We start from the raw sequence: 17,378 nt of genomic DNA on the forward strand, positions 1-17,378 counted from the left end.
GGCCAGGCTCGCCACGCTCACCACGGTCACCCTTCACCGGTACCGGCGCAGGAATCATGCTCTCCGCACCGGCGGGGGCGACCGTCGCCAAATCTAGCGTCTCACCCGCGCGAATATAAATGCTCGGGTACGGCAGCTGTGCGGCACATCCCGCGACATCCCGTAGCTGCGTCTCCACACGGTACCCCCATTCAGAAGGCACCGCCCCCGGGCTCGGAGCCATCAGGCGCACTCCCCGGTTCCCGCCGCGCGGTGCGTCCCAGAGCACCCCGTCACGCAGCCAGCCGGTCACCGGCGCAGGAACAAAAACTCGTTTCGTCTCAGCATCCGCAACCCGCGTAGTCGGAGTAAACACCACACGTCCCTGCACAGGCACACCATCCGTTTCACCACCCGGCGAGCTCTGGTGCGTCACGAACTTCGCTGTCACTTTCCCGTAAGCGGGCACGAAGCCGGACTCTGTCAGATTGTCACTCACACCCATGCTAGTTTCCTCCTGTCATCGCTTGGATCTTCAACCTCGCAGAAGCGAGCGCCTCCGCCGGAGCCCCTGTCGCCTGGAGCACGGCAAGGTTCTGCCGCTGAATATCAACCTGGGTGAGGTAATCGTCCAGTTCACCCTTCGCCCACGCAATCTGCAACCTCCACAGCCACGCGGCAGGCAACCGGTCGTACGGGTTCGCCGTCCTGGAACGCACTCCATCCTTGATTTCCCAGATTGTGTCGTCTGTCAGATAAAGGATGCCCACGTTCAGGGTGTCTGCTAGGCGTAGCACCTGCACCGCCTGCTCAAACCCTGTGATGTCGTGGATGCAATGCCAGAACATCTGCCTCGGCTGCCCCTTATAGTGCTCCTGCACTAGGTATTTATCCGTCAGGTACAGGGATGCTTCGTTCTCGAAGGTCATCATGTGCCAGCCTGTGCCGACCATCCCTGCGGTGGTGTTCGCGCCGGGGTTCACGATTGTTGGCATCCACGGGTACAGTGCATTGAAGCGGTCGGCGATCCGGTGGTGGAATTCCTCCTTGCCTGCCTGGTCGCCCCAGCCGTTATACGCCTCATCCCAGAAGATGCCGTCCACGTCGTACCATTCGATGTACTTGCGCACCTCATCGAACAGAGTCTCCAGGTCGCGGGGCTGCCCAATCGATGCACCCGTCCGAATATAGCCGTAGATTTTCTGCCCGTATTCACCCCTGTTGAGCTTGAGCTGATTCGTGAAATCCTTGTGCTGCGGGGATCCGGGACCTTCTCCAGGGCCAGACGCCGGGTTAATGATGAGGAACGGGCAGACTTCGGAGGCTTGCGCCATGGTGTGCCAGTTCTGCTCCGCGACCGGCTTCCAGTAGTCGGGGTAAAAATAGGTGGGCGGCACAATCGAGCGCATCCGTGCCCGGTAGGAGCGCTTCGCGTCCAGAATGCGTTGCTGCTTGTCTACATAGTCGCGGACCTCGGACATGTCCAGGATGGGACGTACCGTAGGTGCAACCGGGGCAACATGCCCTCCATCATCACTACCGGGTTTATCCGGGCGCGGTACCGGCGCGGGAGCGGGTACTTCTACCGGACTGGACGCCCAGGAGGGGCGTGCATAGGTCTGCGTCGTGACAGTCTCCCCTGCCTGGACGAGCAGTGGCGCGTCCTGTAGCGTCACGGTACCGTCTCCGGCTTGGATGGTGAGACGCTGCACGGGCTGCCCCTCCAGCATCACTCCATCCCCGTCTTTGAGGTAAGCGACCACATCATAGGACACTGCACCATGTTCTGGCACAGCCAGCTCGACCATGCCCGTCTCGGTGGCATCTTCATAGAGTTGCTGCCCTGCACCGAGCCACCCGGTTGTCTCGGCGGTGCCTAACTCAACGCCAGGGTGGGAGGGGATGAACGCGACAGCTCCAGTGGCGGCGGGCGGGTACCCGGTCTTGCCGAAGCTCACCTCGATTTTAGAGCCCATCGCCCACCAGCTCGCCCGGGTCGATAACCTCACCCACCACCGGCTCCGGATCAGGTGCCGGGGTGGTCTCAGGGGATTCTAGCCGGATGACACCGGCAAGAATCCGCTCATCCAGCAGCTCACGTCGCAGCTTCTCGTTTTCTTCCTGAAGGTACAAGGCTTTAGCCTGCCACTGCTCCAAAGTCACTTCGTTTCTCCTTATCGTTTGATGGGCAGGACGACGACATCCACCCACGCATCCCGGATGAGCTCATTCGTCACGTTGTGCACAATCACCTCAACGTGGCTTCTGGAACTTGAGTAGACGTTCGACACAATCGGCCAGATCGAGTTGCCGGCTTGCGTAACCACCACAGGGAGCTGCACCTGCTCACGGAACGTGATGCGCCTCCGCACTGCAGAGTGGCGCGGGATCTCCAGCGGCCCAACAGCAATGAAGATGGTTGTCTCGGACTGCTCGATGAGGGTGCGCAGGTACATGCCCTGGTTCATAATCATGCGCCCCTGCACGGTCACATCCCCGTCAGGGAGCACCACGAGTCCCTTCACATCGGCGGGGTTCGTACCCGAGGGCTGCACACCGAGGGTGAGCGCACCCTGCGGATTCATGCGCACCACACCCGAGGGTGTAGTGGCATCGCTCGCGCCGGTGCGCATCTCGATGACCGAGTCTATGCTCCCCGCTGGACCGCGACCGGGGGTGGTGTAAATCGAGAGACCAGGCTTGGACTTGTCGGAGGTGTGGAAGGTACCGCGGAACTCGTTCTCCACACCATTGGCGTCAATCTTTACTGTCTGCTCACCCAAGTGGTTGTATGCGGTGATGCCTGACGAATTGATTTTCAGGCCGCGCCGTTCCGCCTCCGTCGTCTGCAACAGGCCACTCGTGACCAGCTTCGCCGCGACCTTCGAAGTCACCAGCCCCTCGACGATCGTGGCTCGGTTCAGAATCGCGTCCTCGGTCACCACCAGCTTCTTCGTCTCCGCACTCATCGCGCGCACCACCTGCGCCGCCAATTCCTGCGTCACGTTCAAACGCCGCACATCAATCGTGCCGGGCACAATCATGTCCCGCCCAATCCACGGCTCTGACAAATCTTTAAGTCCCGCCACCGCCTTTTTGGTGATGGCGTCTTTGCTGGTCTGCTGCTCCACTGCCTGGATGCGGGACTCCGCCTCGACCAGCCCAAGCTCGGCCTTCTGCAGAGTTTGCCGCGCCTGCACGACTACCTTGCCCGCCTCGGACAGCCGCTCATCGAAGTTCGCGAGCGTGTCCCCGTCCCAGCGGCGCGCCGAACCAGTGGAATCCAGGTACAGGGTCGCTTCATTCTGGCGCGCGATTTTAATACCGTGCGGCGTGGACGCGGGTGTCCGCGCCTTGATGAGCTGCGCACGCAGCGTGTCCACCGCCTGCGCGGGCGTGGGGCGCTGGTCAATATAATCAACCACCGGTTACCTCCCTGTCTTTTTTATTGCCAGGATGCTTCTTGAAAATCCAGCGTCACCGACCCGGCGAGGGTACCGGTCATCTTGATAATGCGCATCTGCCGCGTCCCATCCGGCACCGACAACCAACCTGCCAGGGTGACGGTGGCGGTATCGCCCACAAACCACGACCCGAGCGGAGCGCCGAGCCTGTCGGTGCCCATCTCAATGGTTACCTGGTCAATCATCTTTGCCCGCGCAGCCAACGCGCCCTCAGCTTTCTGCTTCAGCACGAACGTGTCGGCCTGGTCTGCATCGGTGATGATGCCCTCCACAAACGGTGCACGGTCGCGCCACACCTGAGTAAGGTTCTCCGCCCAGGCGATGGCGGTACCTTCGCCTTCTCCGGCACCTGTGCACCAGATGCGGTGCGTGATGTCCTTGCCCGTGGAGGTCACCTTGACCTCGATGTCGGTTGCTGAGTGTGCGGTTGTATCGAAGTCCGGCGTGAACTTCTGCGCAATGAACGGGTATTCCTCAACCCCATGCATGAACACCCACTCAATATGAGTGTGCGCCTCACTCTTCCAGCGGGGGCGCAGCATAATATCGGGGCCGTTAATCACCGCCGACAGCTCGCTCCAGCGCTTGCCGATGAGGTTGTTCGCGACATTCCACCGCTCATAGGTACGCTCCCTGATCTGTGCCCCGAGCCCACCCTGCACGCCGTGCACCACCGGTAGTCCACCACCGGGGCGGTTCATACCGTGGACAGCAAGAGCCCAGGCAATCTCGCCCAGGCTCATGTTCTTGTAGGTTAGGGTGTCCCAGATGGTGCGGCGCTCGAACAGCTCACGCACACCCGCGCACTTGAGTTCCAGGCTTGTACCAGTCTCTGTGCCCCAATCGATGATTGGACCGGCGATAAGCGGGTACTCGGTGCCGTCCTGCCCGGTGTGGGTGAGGAGCACGCCGCCTGTGAGCGGCTCATAGGTTGTGCGTTGGTGCCCTGCCAAGCTCCGCTTCGGAATCGTGAACGTAAGCTCCTCGACCTTGTTCAGACTTATCGCCCAGGAGCATGCGGTCACGTCCTGAATGGGGGAACCGACCGCACCGGTCACCGTATCCAGCCAGTACAGCCTGAATCCCACAGCTACTCCTTCGCCACGCCCATATCGATAACCCGCAGAACATCCGAGGGATACTTCGCTCCGAAGCCCTCATAGCGGGTGGTCCACTTCTCCCAACCCCACACACGCAGGCTCACGGTGTAGTGAATCGTGTGCGAACCCTTCGGCAGCACCACCACGTCCGAATAATCGACGGTGTCCCACACATTGGTGAAGACTCGCTCGCGCCGCAGCACCAACTTATTGTCAATCCAAATGTCATAGTTCACGCTGCCCCGGTCGGACGGGGAACTGGAAGCTGCGGAGGTAGAGAGCGTTCCCTTCGCAACGTTGGCGGCAACGCTGGAAATGGACGAGGTGAGCCGAATATCGAGGGTACGGTCGGTGGGCAGGAAGAACATGCCCTTGCCTCGCGTAATCACGCCGTCCGTCTTGTCGTGCACCACGTCCGTCTCGGTCTTGTGCGAGAACAGCACTCCGAGGGTACCGCCGATGGGACGGGCAAATGTCACATTGGCGGTCTCAGGGGCTGCGTTCGTGCCAGTCATGCCCGCTTTAATTTCGCGTTTGGAGATTACCACCGCGTTGTCCGGCACCTGGGTACCGACCGCGACTCGCGCACTAATGGATCCATTCACGGGCTGGGTCTGCTGCTCCACATAAACGTAGTCGGTGCGAGCGCCGGTCGCGGGAGCAGGGCGCGTGGTGATGGTCTGCCCAACCACCGGCACTAGCACCGCACGGCTCGGCGCGATATGTACCACGACTGCGCCCGGGGCGATGGTGTATTCCATGCTGGAGCGGGTAGCCACAGTGCAGCCGGAGATAATGCCCGGCTCGGGGTACTGTGCCGCGAGCACTGCCTGCAGGTCGTCAGGGGTGGTTCCGTTCCCCAGCGCGTCCGGCGCCATTCCAAAACCAACACTCATGTGTTCTCTCCTAAATGTATGTTGAGCGTGCGGTTACATCGACCCAGCCGGTCGCCGGCGCGAGCGCCTGCACAACCGGCACGAACCCGGCACGCGGCGGGATTTTATGCCACTCGCGCGACACCAGCTCACTCGTCCTGTCCACGCCACCAATCAGCAACCTGCCTCGGGCGCAATCGATTGTGACTGGCGCGGTTGCCAATACCGCGTACGGGTACTCGATAATCCGGTTCTCCGCAGTGATGCGGAACCCGCTAGACCAATCCCCACGCACTGTGTAGATCGGGTAGGCATCCACGTTGCCCTCGTTTATAATCGAGGTCGTCATCGGAGCCTGCGAGCCAAACGAGAGCACGCCGCGTGTTGGCTGCTCAGGCACGAACAGCGGGAACCGCAAACCAACTCCCGCGCCGGCAGGGTAAAGCTGGTAGGTGCGCGGTGGCGCGTACAGCCACGGCTCGGGTGCAAAAAGTGGCACCTCAAACAGAAAGGCGGAATCCCCAAGGAACTCCACCTTCACGTCCCCATCCAACCGGACCTCTCCCGTTAGGTCGAGCGTGTCCGTGGCGACCCGGAGCGTGCCGAGTCGCCCATCCCACATCAGGGATGAAACGAACCGGTCGGCAAGCTCGCGCACCTGCACGCCCGTGTTCGACACAGCGCTACCTTTGAGCGTGAGCGTGCGCCCGGTACGGCGCGCCGGGGCGTGAACCATGCCGTGCCCGAGTTTGCGCTGCGCATCATCAGACTCAACTCCAACGCCGCCGACCCAGCCCGCCAGGTCGGTTACCCACACTTCCAAGTCTCCTGCCGGCTCTTCAAAGGTGGTGAGTACCAGGGTGCCGTGCGCCCCGGTCAGCTCCACGCGGAGCCCATCCTTACCTATCAAAGCAACGCTCCTTCCAAACCGCTCAGCTGGTGCGACATGGCCTCACCAACACGCCGACCGAACCGCTCGGGAGCCATCTCCTCACCAGCGTTCACATGCACATGCAACGCCCTACCAACAGCAGGGGTCGCCACAGCAGCGCGTGCCGAAGCGCGACCCACACCAGCGGCAACTCCACCGATGTTGAACCCGCCACTGATAGCGCCCGGGGTGAGCGCCATCGAGAGAGAACCCATCCCATCCTGTGCCGCCTCAACAGCAGCGTCCGTCATCGACCGCACCGCGTCCACAGCCATGTCGGATGTCTTGTCGATACCGGCGGCGATGCCCGCGGGAATCCACACGCCCACCTGGTCACGCATGACACGAGACGGCGAGTGAATTCCTAGAGCAGACTTCACGAAATCAGGCAGAGCGTTGACGACACTGCGGGCGGCATCCATCACCGCGCCGGCGGCGTTACGGATACCAGATGCGATACCTCCCACGATGTCGCGGCCGATAGAGATCATTTGACCAGGGATGCCCCGCACCACGCCGATGATGTCTGAGCCCATCGAGCGGAAGAATCCGACCACGGTGTTGATGCCTGCAGCCACGCCGTTCTTAATGCCTTCCCAGATGGTTGAGACGATTCGTCCGATACCGTTCCAGACGGCATCCCAGATGCTACGAATCAGGTTCACAGCGTTCGTGATGATGGAGCTAACGATGTTGATTGCACCAACGACAATGCCCTTGATGACTTCCCAGACACCAGCGACAATCTGCTTGATGCCCTCCCACGCGGCGCTCCAGTCGCCCTTAATGATTGCGGTCACCGTCTTGATGATGCCGACGACGATATTGAGGGCGCCCTGGACAATCGGGACGATTGCCTGCACCACGGTCGTGACCACATTCAGGACCGCCTGAATTGCAGGCACCAGAATGTCAATCAGCGTCGTGATGAGAGGGACGATTGCCTGCACCACGGAGGCGAAGACAGGAATCAGCGAGGTCACGAGGACAACGACAACACCTGCCACCGCCCCCACGATTGCCGCAAGCACTGGCAGAAGGCTCTGAATTGCAGGCAGCAGCGCAGCGAGCACCTGAGTACCCAAATCCACGACTACCGCCACAATCTGACCAAACACCGGCACGAGCTGAAGCAACATCTCCCCCAGCTGACGGAAAATCTCCATAATCTGCGGGAGCATCGCCATGACCGCAGCTCCCAGCTGAGCGAGCGCAGGGACAAGCTGATTCATCAGCTGTTCTCCCACCGGAGCGAGCGCCTGCATGATCTGGGTGCCGAACTGGACAATCATCGGGAGCAGCGGTGCAAGATGCTGGCCAATCTGTCCCAGGGACGCCATGAGCGCCGCACCCATCTGCGTCAGAATGGGCATGAGTGCCGCGATTGCCTGACCGATGAGCGGGATAAGCCTGTCAATGACTGGCTGGACAGCCTGGACAACCTCAGTGAATAGCTGGGTTGCCATGACTGCGAACCGCTGCAGGGCGGGGATGATGAGCTGAAGTGCCGGTTGCAGTGACTGGATGAGCTTCTCGCCCAGCTGGCCAATGAGTGGCAGGATTGTGTTCAGTGCGGGCTGGATAGCCTGCATCAACGATTCCCACGCGGCGCGCCCAGTCTCCGTCTGAGTAAAGAAGTAGGCGAGCGCACCTGCTACGATGCCGATAGCACCGACCAGAGAGGTAAAGGGATTAGCCTTCATCAGACCAAATGCTTTGGAGAGGTTGCCTGCGATGTTTGCGGCGGCGGTGTTGAAGGCGGTTTGTGCTGTAGCTGCTGCGCGGACTGCGCCCTCGTAGACGGAGGCGGCGGTTGCACCCAGCTGGTAGTTCCTTCCGAGTTCTGCGATTTCTCGGGCGGAGCCTGCTCCGCTGGTTAGCATTTTGAATCCTTCGGCTACGCCCATGACGGTGTCTTTGGCCGACGAAATGGCGCCCATAGCGGTGTTGTAGGATTCGATGGTGCTCTTTCCCAGCCCGATTGCGGTTGTCACGCCTTTGTATGCGGTGACGGCGGTCCCGAGTGCGAGGACGAGCCTGCCGACTCCCTGCTGATGGTTTTCGATGAACTGGGAGAGCTGGAAGAGGCCAGTTGAGAGTAGACGGATAGAAGACTCGAGGATATCGAATGCACTCGTTGCTATGTTTGCGCCGTCCCCAGCTCCACTGAAGCTGGGGAGTACGGATTTGAACGCAACCGCCAGGGAGCCCACCACTCGGATAATATTCAGTGCAACCGAGACGAAGGAATGCAGAAGAGGAGGTAAGACGGTCCCAAGGAATGCCCCTACCTTCTGGGCTACACCGACAATGCCCGCGCCTTGGGTCTGGAACGCGGAGGCAAACCGGGCAATCTCTTCACGGATAATCTCGAAGGTGACCGTGAAGCTCTTACCATCGCCCATGGTGGACTTGAAGCCCGCAGCAAAGGCGCTAATGGCTTCCCCAGCCTTGGTGATACCCGCCCCAATCTGTTCGCCGATAACCTTACCGAATGCTTCGACCGGCTTCATCCACCCCTGGAATGCCAGGAAGAATTTGGTGAGCGCGGGATATATGCCGGTAAGGATGTTTGCACCGAAGCGACCGAGCGCGGCCTGTGCGTTGGCGAACGCGCCAGGTAGCGTGTTGCCCATTTCGAATGCGACGTTACCGGCGGCGGAGGTCATCGCCTTCTCGAATTGCTCGAAGTTGATCTTGCCGTCAGAGGCCATCTTGAAAACTTCTTCTGCCGTCACGCCAAGCTGCTTGCCCAGTGCTTGGTAGATCGGGATTCCTCGGTCTGCGACCTGGGCGAGGACGTCATTCTGTGCCTTGCCGACACTCGCGACCTTAGCGTAGATTCCGCCCATTTCCTCCATGCTGGAGCCTGACGCAGCGGCGGAGTTGGAGACCGACTTTAGGACAGCTTCAAGCTGTTCGCCCGGCTGGATACCGGCGGCGACCGCACCAGCCGCGGCGGTTGCCGCTGCGTCCAGGCCGAAAGCCGTTCCCTTCACAGACGCGGACGCGTTCTGCATAATCACGGACACCGCGTCAGCGTCATTGCCCAAGCCTCGGAGCTTCGCCTGCGCCACATCAATAGCCTTCAGGCGGTTAAAACCCTTCGCAAACGCGGTACCAAAAACCGAGCCGATACTGATACCGCCAATAGCCTTCGCCACCAGCGGGGCAACGGAAGATGAGAAGATACGCCCGAACGCTGAGGATGCTTTAGTACCTGCCTGCGAACCTGCACGGTCGCCAGCATCACCAATCTCAGACACAATCTGTGCGCCCGCGCCCTTGGTCGAGGCGAGCACAGTCACGTATGCCTTCGCAAGCTCATACCCGCCAGCCATATCATCACTTCCTCTATCCGGTTATTTGATTGTTTCCTGCCCCACTACGACACCACCGCCGGCTCGCCGCTGCGCCAGCCAGTACTTCGCTTCGTCCAGGCTCATACTGCCCGAACCGACACGCACACCAGCGCCCTGCACACCGGGGCGAGGCAGAGGCTTCGGCTTGTTCCGGTCTTTCTGCCCGTCTGCACTGCGCTGCCAGTTCGCCTCGACCAGCCGGTCAAACACCCCGGCCAGTAGCTGGGCTTCCAGCCCCCAACCTTGCGCATAATGCCGCATGGTCGCCGAATCTGGCGGCAGGTTCACGACCATCGCCGCCACCAACTGTGCCCCATACTCCGCGGCAAGGGCGGCGTACGGGGCATGGTAGTAGCGGATGAGGTCAATCTCCACAAGCTCGCGGTTCTCTCGCAGGAGAGCCGCGAGCTTTAGGAGTTTGGGTTCAACGCGTTCATCATGTCGGTAAAGAACCCGGTGAACAAGGTCATGGGTACACGCCCGGTCTCAGGGTCGCGGAGCGTCTCGAACACGTCCTGCTTTGCCTCGGCACCGAGCAACGACTCCACCGCGGAGAACATACCCTTGGGGTTGCCTTCGTCAATCGCGAGCAGCTGCTCCATCAGCTCCGCATCATCCAGCGCGGCGGGGTCTACCTGCCAGGTCTTGCCGCGCAGCTTCACCTTCACAACCGGCGCGCCACCTGCAGCCTTCTTGTCACTGGTGCGGGTAAACGCGTAGTTCTTCTCCGACATGAGGGGTTTCCTTCCAAATCAAAACGTATCGGGTAGGGTTTCGTTGGGGAAGCGAGCGCGGCACGCCCCCACCTTGGTGTGTGCGACCTGTGGCTCCAGAAACCCTCAAAGGGAGCCAGCCGCAATGCATAACCAGAAGAATGGGCGTGCCGCAAACCTAAACCAGCCTATTAGAGCTTGGTGCCCAGGTGCTTGTACGCCTTCACACCCTGCGAGTCAGGGTACGCGGTGACGGTCACCTGGTAGCCGACAGCCTCGCCGTTCTTGTAGGTCACCTCGCCACGCTCGGTTACCTGACCGTCGGGGATGACGATACGCAGAACCTTCTTGCCGTCCAGAACGTCCAGCACGAACGTCTGGTGCGGGGACTGTGCGCCGGTCATCTTCACCAGCGACCCGTTCGCAGCGGCATCCGCGTAGAACAGCTTGAGCACTTCCTCGTTCGTCTCGATGAGCGTGAACTGGAAAGTGACCTTGTGCGAGGTCTGGATGACACGCACCACGTCACCGTTCTGCCAGGCCTTAATCTCACTGGTGTCAGAGTCGATGCTCTGAGTCACCCCGTCCTCGCTAATGTAGCCAAGGTCCTTCAGCTTCACGTCCACCGGGGCGGTCGCGTTAGCAGGGGTTGCGGTGCCGATGGCACCAACGTAAACGCCGCCGGTAACAGCGACACGCACATTATCAGCAACAAGCGCCATAATATGCTCCTTCCTGCCCCACAACAGGGGCTATAACTGGTCTATCCACGTGTTCCGGTACGTCACCGTGAAGTTCATCCGGAATCGCGGGATCTTATCGTCGGGGTCTGGCATCCACACCACACCCCCCACAGGATCCACACCGTAGACGAGCACGGGCTTTCCAACGCTTACGAGGACCTCCTGGTTCACGATGCTACGCAGCGCGCCACGCAACTCCTCCGCCGCGTTGTATGCATCCTGCGCGGTGGAACCCCACACGTCGGCAATGAATGCTCGTTGCCCATGCGCCGGGGACCCCTCGGCACCACCCGAAGGGGTGAACACCGCGAACACACCGTCCGGGCGCGGGTTCGGCGGCTCCGCTACATACACCGGGGAACCCCACAAGCTTTTTACCTCCTTGCGGAGCGCAGCGAACACATCCGGAGCATGCAACATGCCAGAACCAACCTGCGGTGTCATCGGTTCCACCCGCCCACGGCCTTGGACAGGGCACCGTGCTTAGCTTCCGCCCGGACACCAGCGGCACCGGTCGGGTAGACACGCGCCACCGCTGTTTTCGCGCCAGCTTTCGCGGAGGACGCGAACCCGTCTCCGGCGCGAGCCTGAACCTTCGCCGCCTCCGTGTTCAGGGCGGCAAGCATCTCCGGGCTGGTGCGCAGCCCATAGAATCCCGCCAGTGTCAGTTTCACCTTCGTCTTGCCCATACTCGTCTGTCATCCTTCCACGCGTTTGAGATTGATTCGGTAACCCGCCTCGAATCCGAAGGGGCCGTGCGTGTAGTCTTCTGGCCAGCCGACGCACTCGTACAGCACCCCGTCCACGGTTACCCTGTCGCGGGGGCGGGTGAACCCGGTTGGGGAGTACAGGTCAAGGTCACGGTGAACCCCGGTCGCGGTATCCCGAATCTCAGAATCCGCGCCCGGTGAAGCCCACCCAAACACCTCAACCTGCACCGCAGCACTCCAGCCCCGAGTAGGGGAACCCCAACCGTCAGGTGTTTCTTCAGTCCAGGCCGAGTGTGAAACCGTGAACCGGGGTTTGAGCCACCCCATGCCCTTCACCTCCCATCCCGCAACCGGAGGCAGGGAATAGGTCAATGGTGGTGGCGCGCTGCGACCCGACCCCGAGCAGCTTCTTCTCAGCTCGGGATAGGTACAAATCCCCGTTCGGGTTTGCGAAGCTAACCTGTTGGTTAAAAGGCCCCGCCGTCTGCGTCAAAGATGACGCACCCTCCACGAATGCCCCTGCTGCCATGGCGCGCTTGACCATCCGGCACGCCACAATCGTGATAGCCTCTGCCGGCAGGTTGAACCAGCCGGGCGCTGCCGCACGGATGAGTACGCCCGCATCCTCAAGAAGGACACGAGCATGCTCTTCAGAGCCCGGCGGCATATCCGGCCAACGCGCCCGCAACGCCTCCACGGTGACCTCGGGAAAATCATCCATCATCACAGGCCACGCACCTCCCAGCCCAGGTTAGAGGGTGTACTTCACGAAGTGGGCGTTGGACTCAATGAGCCAACCGAACTCTGCCTCGGCGCGAATCGCGACCAGGTTGTTCTCCCACAGAGAGACCAGCTGGTTACCGATAGTCACGGTAGACTCGGTGGACACATCGAAGTTGATGCCACCCACAGTGCCCCACAGCGCCTTCGAGAAGTCACCACCGATACCGACCACCGAACCGGCAGCGGTACCGTTCGCCACGGTATCAGCGAACGAAGCAGGACGACCCAGCACGGTACCGGAACGCACAGCAGCGGTTGCCACGGTCGGCTCAGGCACGAACAGCGGGCGACCGTTAGCATCCACCGAGGCGTTAAACAGCGGCTCAGCAACGTCATCGAACACGAAGCCGTTGAGCTTCTTCTTGTCCTTCACCAGCAAATCCAGACCCGAGTTCAGGTCAGCAAAGATACCGCCCTTGTTCGCAGGAGAAGTACCGAGCTTCACAGCCTTGCTGGTGGAGGCGAGGTTAGTACCAACACCGAACGGGTTAGAGGTGCCGTGAATAACGGCATCGTCGAACGCGCGAGCAAACGACTCAGCGATCTCCTGACGAAGGACTTCCATGTAATTACCGGGGTTCGCACGGACGACCTCGGCGGAGACCACCGCGATGGCGGCAATCTTCTTAGGGGTCATGGTCTTCATGGTCAGCCCCGCCTGGGTGGTGGGCTTCTTAGCGCCTTCTTCCACCCAGGAGGCGGTGGGCTTCTCAGTCAGGACGGGGATAGCCTCACCAGAGACAGAGAGAGGCACCTGACGTGCCAGAGACTGCACCACAGAGGCCTTCTGAACCTCTGCGAAGTATGCCTGCGCAATCTCGGGGCGGATAAACCCGGCGAGGTTGCTGGTCTTCGTTGCGGCGGTAATAGCCATAACGGTTTTTCCTTTCCTAGAAGAGGATTAGCTAGATGCCGAGGACGCCCTTGAGCTTGTCCAGTAGCGGGTCGCCATTGAGCGCAAGCCCCGCCCCTTCACCCTCGGTCTTGATGACGGTGCGGTTACCCGCCGCACCACCGGTAGCACCGCCGTGGAGCAGCTCAGACAGGAGCGCCGCGTGTTCGGTTAGCTCCTTCTGCGTCTCCCCGCGCAGGGCGGAAGCGGGAACATCGTACTCGGCGGCGGCGGCTTCACGCCATCCGCGCACCTTCTCCGCGTGCTCGAGCTCGGCTAGACGCCCTTCGGCCTGCTCGGCGCGAGTGGTCAGCTCGTCCACGGTGGCTGCCTTCTCGCGCAGGTCGGCGTAGTCGGCAAACTTTGCACGTTCACGCTTGAGTCGCTCGGCGATAATGGTGTCAAGCTGGCGCTGTGAGGTGATGGTGCGGAACGCGGGTTCTTCCATGTGCTCGTGCTGCGCCGCCGCGACATCCGCGGGGGTTACCTGCGGCTGCTCGGAGGCTTCTGCCGTCTCGACTGTGGTGTTCTCACTCATAGGGTTGCTCCTTGCTTCTTAAGCACCAACACCACCCGGTGCAGACGAAAACTCGTCTACACGGGTGGTGTTGTAAAAATATGTTCTATATTCGGTTATGCCGCCCAAAACCCCGGACGGAAAGGGAAACTATGTTAGAAAGGCAGAAGCGCCAAATCGTATGGAGTGCCAGCATAAACATCCGGCAACTCACCATTAGCTACCTTCTCACGATACAAAAGGGTTACTTCGCTATCGTCGAAGGGGAATTCCTTAGCTTCATACCTACGATTAATCTCTGCTAAACCCCACTCATACTCGGCACCGGGGCGTGCCGCCGGAGCGTTAAAATAACGCCCATTCAACTCAGCACGCATCCACCCCTCCGGAGTATTTGCATCAGATATGGGCTTCGTAAAATCGAACGGGGCACGCCAATACTCGGGGTCTTCACGATAATCGTAAGCTTCTTCTGTGGTCTCGCTACTCATGGGGAACCTCCTGATAATATGCAAAAACCAGCGGGGAACCGTCAGGCATACGCCTGACCTTTACTATGTCAAGCATACCACCGCGCAATAACAGAACTTCCCGCTGCCCCCGATATTTCTCTGTGTGTTCCCATACCGGCGCGAGCCCAGACCCTGCAGGAACGTACACGCGCATCTGAACTCGTCCGCTGCCAGTTTTTACCCCACTAGGTTTATCAGCAGTAGCGATATACGGTCTATGCTCTATGGAAGAACCCCGAAGCGAGTACAACTCCTGAACCTTGCCCACACCGAAAGTCTCCAACGGAGCCCACCGCGAGACCGTAAACGGCTCCAAAGCCACCGACCGGTCAATCGCGCTATCCAGCTCACGACGAAACTTCTTCATCTCAGGAGTCCAGGGAATCTCACCCAGAATCGCCTTCTGCAGCCTCACATAATCCGGTGTCCCACCCGGCTGTTTACCTTCTGCCCAGCGCTGTAATGCTCGAACATCCTGTTTTGTGTGTTCTGCCGCCACGCGTGCAGCAACACCATCTCCAAGAGGGATAGTCTCACCCTCCCATACCTGAGTCGCCGATTTACGGCCGTACACCTCGGGAAACATCACACCCATCCGCAACGCCACGTCCCGATCAACAAAGCGTGTTCCAGGCTTCGACTCCGCACGCAACGCCGCGAGCGCCGCATCATACCGAGCCTTATACACGCCAGGATCGTAACCCTCCACCGGGTTCTTGCCCTCAAACCCGGGCACCACCTGGCAATCGCACTTGTAATGGAACCGCATAAACAAACCGGCGCTCTTAGGGCTAGTGTAGACGAACCCGCGCGAAGCGAGCATCTCGCACCAGGTGCAGGTGGAGCCCACCGGCACACGCCCGAAACGCTTCGCTGCCGGATCAGCCACCGCAAGCTGGGTAACCTTCTCGCGCCCAGCATGTTTGATGAACTGGTCGAGCCGCTCGGATAACACCGCCAGCGCACGCTCCACATCCACGTTCGGCTCTTCTAGCCACTGCGAAGCCCACCAGACAGCAGAGCTCAACTTCCTGCGCTCCACCAGCGGCACCTCAACAGAAGGCACCCCTGCGGCCTCCCCCACAGCGAGCTCCCGCAGATACCGGTACCATTCCTCCCCCGAAGCTTCAGCCTGCACACGGTATCCGTCCACCAGTGAGATGAACATGCGGCGTGCTTCTTCACGCACCAGTTCCCACGGCGCGCCCTGCTCAACAAGCTCCCTGATGCGCTCCTCAAACAGGTCCGTAGCCTCCGCCACGATACCGTTCAAGCCTTCGGCGAGGTACCTAATATCCTGCATATCCATACCGGGGGCGCCTCGCTATCATTCCGTTATTCTTTTATTTCGAATTCACCCAGCGGTTGCTTCGCGAGCTTCTCCTGCCGCTGAGCTTGCTCAGCATCCTTGCGCTCCTTGTACTGCTTATAGAACCCAAGAGCCTGGACGCCTTCGGCGCGGCGCTTATCGTTCATGAGCCGCTCCGCCGTCGCTGCACTGTATCCGAGCTTCTCCAACACCACACCGGACTCCGCGAGCCACGGCATGACCTGCACCTGCTTCAACACAGCATCTGCGGCCGCCGCATCCGAGACATGCACCGTCGGCGCGAAGTGCGCCTGTACATTTGTTACTTCCTGGGCGGTTTCCCACCCATGCTGCAAAGCCACCGTCAGCACAGCAACCTGACGCAACGCAGACTGGAACCCTCTGATGCAGCGCTCCGCCGCCAGCCGCAATGGGTCGCGCTGTGACTGAATCGCTGAATCACTCGAAGGGTTATCAGAGGGAAAACCAAGCTCATCCAATGGGATAGACGACTCCGCCGCCAGCAACGCCGCCCACTGTCGCAACTGCTCAGTGTGCGGTTGCATCGACATCTGTGAGAACTGCTGAATCTGCGGCAACTCACCGTTCTCATCCCTGCTAATCGCGAGCATCTTCGACATGACTGCGTCCCACTTCGACGCTTCCAGCGCCTCCGGGTCTGCGCCCAAAATAGCGCGCTGCGGCGTCGAGAAAAACTCCGCCGCGACCTCGGAACGCACAATCGTACGCACCGCCGAATCCGTGAGCGACATGACCGCCCGCGTAATCCGTGAGCGCCCAAACGGGCGGCGCAGGTCAGCCCCCACCACCAGAGCAACCATCAAAGGACGCCCCACTGGGTTCGGCAGCACAACAGCGGTAGCCTCAGCACGCTCACCAGCCGCAGGGAACCCGAGCACCACCGTCTTATCCGGCAGGTACACGGTTACCTCGCGCACCGTCACGTCCCCAAACTCGTCCGTATCCGTACGAGTCACAGACAACCCGGCGGCGAGCGAGCGCTTGCGCTGATCCCACAGTCCAGTAGCCCAGTGAGCGCTACGCGGCAGCCAAAGAACCTCCGGCTCGCCCGCCTCAGTATCGCCCTGAGTGACCGTGATGAACGCGCATGAATTAATCAGAGCGGAGGATGCCGCCTGGGCGAATACCTCCTGAAAATCGTTCTGCGCCACCAGCTCGTTCAAGCCAAACGGGTCGATGTTGCTCTCTTGAGTCGAGATGAACTTCTCAAACCGGATGCGGTCAGCAAGCACATCCACGGTCTTGGCAGGCCATCCGAGCACTGAGTCGATATTCCGCAGCTGCGGAGGAATGGAGATACCCAGATCTTTGAGTCCTACACGCTGGTCGTAATAGTTCTGTCGCACTCGGTTCCTGGCGCGCTTGGCCTGTAGCTGGTCTCGCATGAGCCGTAGCTGTGCCAACTCGGTGGGCGTAAAAATATCCCCACCATCGGCGGGGATAGGG

At 60.5% G+C, this 17,378-nt stretch carries 19 protein-coding genes; all 19 read right to left on the reverse strand.

Annotated elements, in window-relative coordinates; all coding sequences use genetic code 11:
- On the reverse strand, nucleotides 1-355 hold a 355-nt coding region (locus tag HMPREF2980_RS00035), incomplete at its 3' end, for a hypothetical protein (protein ID WP_168165846.1).
- Between the two features lie 130 nt (nucleotides 356-485).
- Nucleotides 486-1,955 (reverse strand): spherulation-specific family 4 protein, encoded by a 1,470-nt coding sequence (locus HMPREF2980_RS00040; protein WP_070689633.1) that lies wholly within the window; start codon nucleotides 1,953-1,955, stop codon nucleotides 486-488.
- Entirely contained in the window at nucleotides 1,945-2,142 is a 198-nt protein-coding gene (locus tag HMPREF2980_RS00045; RefSeq protein WP_070689635.1) for a hypothetical protein, read from the reverse strand. Before HMPREF2980_RS00045 ends, HMPREF2980_RS00040 begins: the two co-directional genes overlap by 11 nt.
- Nucleotides 2,143-2,153: 11 nt before the next feature.
- Nucleotides 2,154-3,404, reverse strand: a complete 1,251-nt coding sequence (locus HMPREF2980_RS00050; protein WP_070689637.1) for a hypothetical protein — start codon at nucleotides 3,402-3,404, stop codon at nucleotides 2,154-2,156.
- 20 nt (nucleotides 3,405-3,424) lie between these two features.
- Nucleotides 3,425-4,531 (reverse strand): hypothetical protein, encoded by a 1,107-nt coding sequence (locus tag HMPREF2980_RS00055; RefSeq protein ID WP_070689639.1) that lies wholly within the window; start codon nucleotides 4,529-4,531, stop codon nucleotides 3,425-3,427.
- A gap of 2 nt (nucleotides 4,532-4,533) precedes the next feature.
- Complete coding sequence (locus tag HMPREF2980_RS00060) at nucleotides 4,534-5,439, reverse strand: hypothetical protein (RefSeq protein WP_141755929.1); 906 nt, start codon at nucleotides 5,437-5,439, stop codon at nucleotides 4,534-4,536.
- A gap of 10 nt (nucleotides 5,440-5,449) precedes the next feature.
- Nucleotides 5,450-6,304: a phage tail family protein gene (locus tag HMPREF2980_RS00065; protein ID WP_141755930.1), complete on the reverse strand. Its 855-nt coding sequence runs from the start codon at nucleotides 6,302-6,304 to the stop codon at nucleotides 5,450-5,452.
- A 20-nt stretch (nucleotides 6,305-6,324) separates the two neighbouring features.
- Complete coding sequence (locus HMPREF2980_RS00070) at nucleotides 6,325-9,690, reverse strand: tape measure protein (RefSeq protein ID WP_070689645.1); 3,366 nt, start codon at nucleotides 9,688-9,690, stop codon at nucleotides 6,325-6,327.
- Between the two features lie 21 nt (nucleotides 9,691-9,711).
- Entirely contained in the window at nucleotides 9,712-10,086 is a 375-nt protein-coding gene (locus tag HMPREF2980_RS00075; RefSeq protein WP_070689647.1) for a DUF5361 domain-containing protein, read from the reverse strand.
- Nucleotides 10,087-10,121: 35 nt separating this feature from the next.
- Entirely contained in the window at nucleotides 10,122-10,445 is a 324-nt protein-coding gene (locus tag HMPREF2980_RS00080) for a hypothetical protein (protein WP_070649345.1), read from the reverse strand.
- Nucleotides 10,446-10,615: 170 nt separating this feature from the next.
- Complete coding sequence (locus HMPREF2980_RS00085; RefSeq protein WP_070689649.1) at nucleotides 10,616-11,146, reverse strand: phage tail tube protein; 531 nt, start codon at nucleotides 11,144-11,146, stop codon at nucleotides 10,616-10,618.
- A gap of 30 nt (nucleotides 11,147-11,176) precedes the next feature.
- Nucleotides 11,177-11,611 carry a hypothetical protein gene (locus HMPREF2980_RS00090; RefSeq protein ID WP_070689651.1) on the reverse strand — a complete coding sequence of 145 codons (435 nt, stop codon included), beginning with the start codon at nucleotides 11,609-11,611 and terminating at the stop codon, nucleotides 11,177-11,179.
- Complete coding sequence (locus tag HMPREF2980_RS00095) at nucleotides 11,608-11,841, reverse strand: hypothetical protein (protein ID WP_141755931.1); 234 nt, start codon at nucleotides 11,839-11,841, stop codon at nucleotides 11,608-11,610. Before HMPREF2980_RS00095 ends, HMPREF2980_RS00090 begins: the two co-directional genes overlap by 4 nt.
- A gap of 313 nt (nucleotides 11,842-12,154) precedes the next feature.
- Nucleotides 12,155-12,601, reverse strand: coding sequence for a Gp19/Gp15/Gp42 family protein (locus HMPREF2980_RS00105; RefSeq protein WP_070649335.1), 447 nt, complete (start codon nucleotides 12,599-12,601; stop codon nucleotides 12,155-12,157).
- A 27-nt stretch (nucleotides 12,602-12,628) separates the two neighbouring features.
- A complete protein-coding gene (locus tag HMPREF2980_RS00110; RefSeq protein ID WP_049351727.1) occupies nucleotides 12,629-13,534 on the reverse strand; it encodes a phage major capsid protein in 906 nt (301 codons plus the stop codon).
- Between the two features lie 31 nt (nucleotides 13,535-13,565).
- Entirely contained in the window at nucleotides 13,566-14,090 is a 525-nt protein-coding gene (locus HMPREF2980_RS00115) for a hypothetical protein (RefSeq protein ID WP_070689658.1), read from the reverse strand.
- A gap of 134 nt (nucleotides 14,091-14,224) precedes the next feature.
- The gene (locus HMPREF2980_RS00120; RefSeq protein WP_070689661.1) at nucleotides 14,225-14,560 is read right to left on the reverse strand and encodes a hypothetical protein; all 336 of its coding nucleotides are present in this window, start codon (nucleotides 14,558-14,560) and stop codon (nucleotides 14,225-14,227) included.
- Nucleotides 14,553-15,890: a VG15 protein gene (locus HMPREF2980_RS00125; protein ID WP_070689662.1), complete on the reverse strand. Its 1,338-nt coding sequence runs from the start codon at nucleotides 15,888-15,890 to the stop codon at nucleotides 14,553-14,555. Before HMPREF2980_RS00125 ends, HMPREF2980_RS00120 begins: the two co-directional genes overlap by 8 nt.
- Before the next feature lie 26 nt (nucleotides 15,891-15,916).
- Complete coding sequence (locus HMPREF2980_RS00130) at nucleotides 15,917-17,317, reverse strand: phage portal protein (RefSeq protein ID WP_141755932.1); 1,401 nt, start codon at nucleotides 17,315-17,317, stop codon at nucleotides 15,917-15,919.
- Between the last annotated feature and the right edge of the window lie 61 nt (nucleotides 17,318-17,378).

This window comes from Rothia sp. HMSC076D04, from assembly GCF_001814645.1.
GTDB lineage: Bacteria > Actinomycetota > Actinomycetes > Actinomycetales > Micrococcaceae > Rothia > Rothia mucilaginosa.

Bases quoted from the DNA above. Each gene is read 5' to 3' on its own strand.
- HMPREF2980_RS00040 (WP_070689633.1), bottom strand. From the start codon at position 1,955: ATGGGCTCTAAAATCGAGGTGAGCTTCGGCAAGACCGGGTACCCGCCC.
- HMPREF2980_RS00060 (WP_141755929.1), bottom strand. From the start codon at position 5,439: ATGAGTGTTGGTTTTGGAATGGCGCCGGACGCGCTGGGGAACGGAACC.
- HMPREF2980_RS00070 (WP_070689645.1), bottom strand. From the start codon at position 9,690: ATGGCTGGCGGGTATGAGCTTGCGAAGGCATACGTGACTGTGCTCGCC.
- HMPREF2980_RS00080 (WP_070649345.1), bottom strand. From the start codon at position 10,445: ATGTCGGAGAAGAACTACGCGTTTACCCGCACCAGTGACAAGAAGGCT.
- HMPREF2980_RS00085 (WP_070689649.1), bottom strand. From the start codon at position 11,146: ATGGCGCTTGTTGCTGATAATGTGCGTGTCGCTGTTACCGGCGGCGTT.
- HMPREF2980_RS00090 (WP_070689651.1), bottom strand. From the start codon at position 11,611: ATGACACCGCAGGTTGGTTCTGGCATGTTGCATGCTCCGGATGTGTTC.
- HMPREF2980_RS00105 (WP_070649335.1), bottom strand. From the start codon at position 12,601: ATGATGGATGATTTTCCCGAGGTCACCGTGGAGGCGTTGCGGGCGCGT.
- HMPREF2980_RS00110 (WP_049351727.1), bottom strand. From the start codon at position 13,534: ATGGCTATTACCGCCGCAACGAAGACCAGCAACCTCGCCGGGTTTATC.
- HMPREF2980_RS00115 (WP_070689658.1), bottom strand. From the start codon at position 14,090: ATGAGTGAGAACACCACAGTCGAGACGGCAGAAGCCTCCGAGCAGCCG.
- HMPREF2980_RS00120 (WP_070689661.1), bottom strand. From the start codon at position 14,560: ATGAGTAGCGAGACCACAGAAGAAGCTTACGATTATCGTGAAGACCCC.
- HMPREF2980_RS00125 (WP_070689662.1), bottom strand. From the start codon at position 15,890: ATGGATATGCAGGATATTAGGTACCTCGCCGAAGGCTTGAACGGTATC.
- HMPREF2980_RS00130 (WP_141755932.1), bottom strand. From the start codon at position 17,317: ATGCGAGACCAGCTACAGGCCAAGCGCGCCAGGAACCGAGTGCGACAG.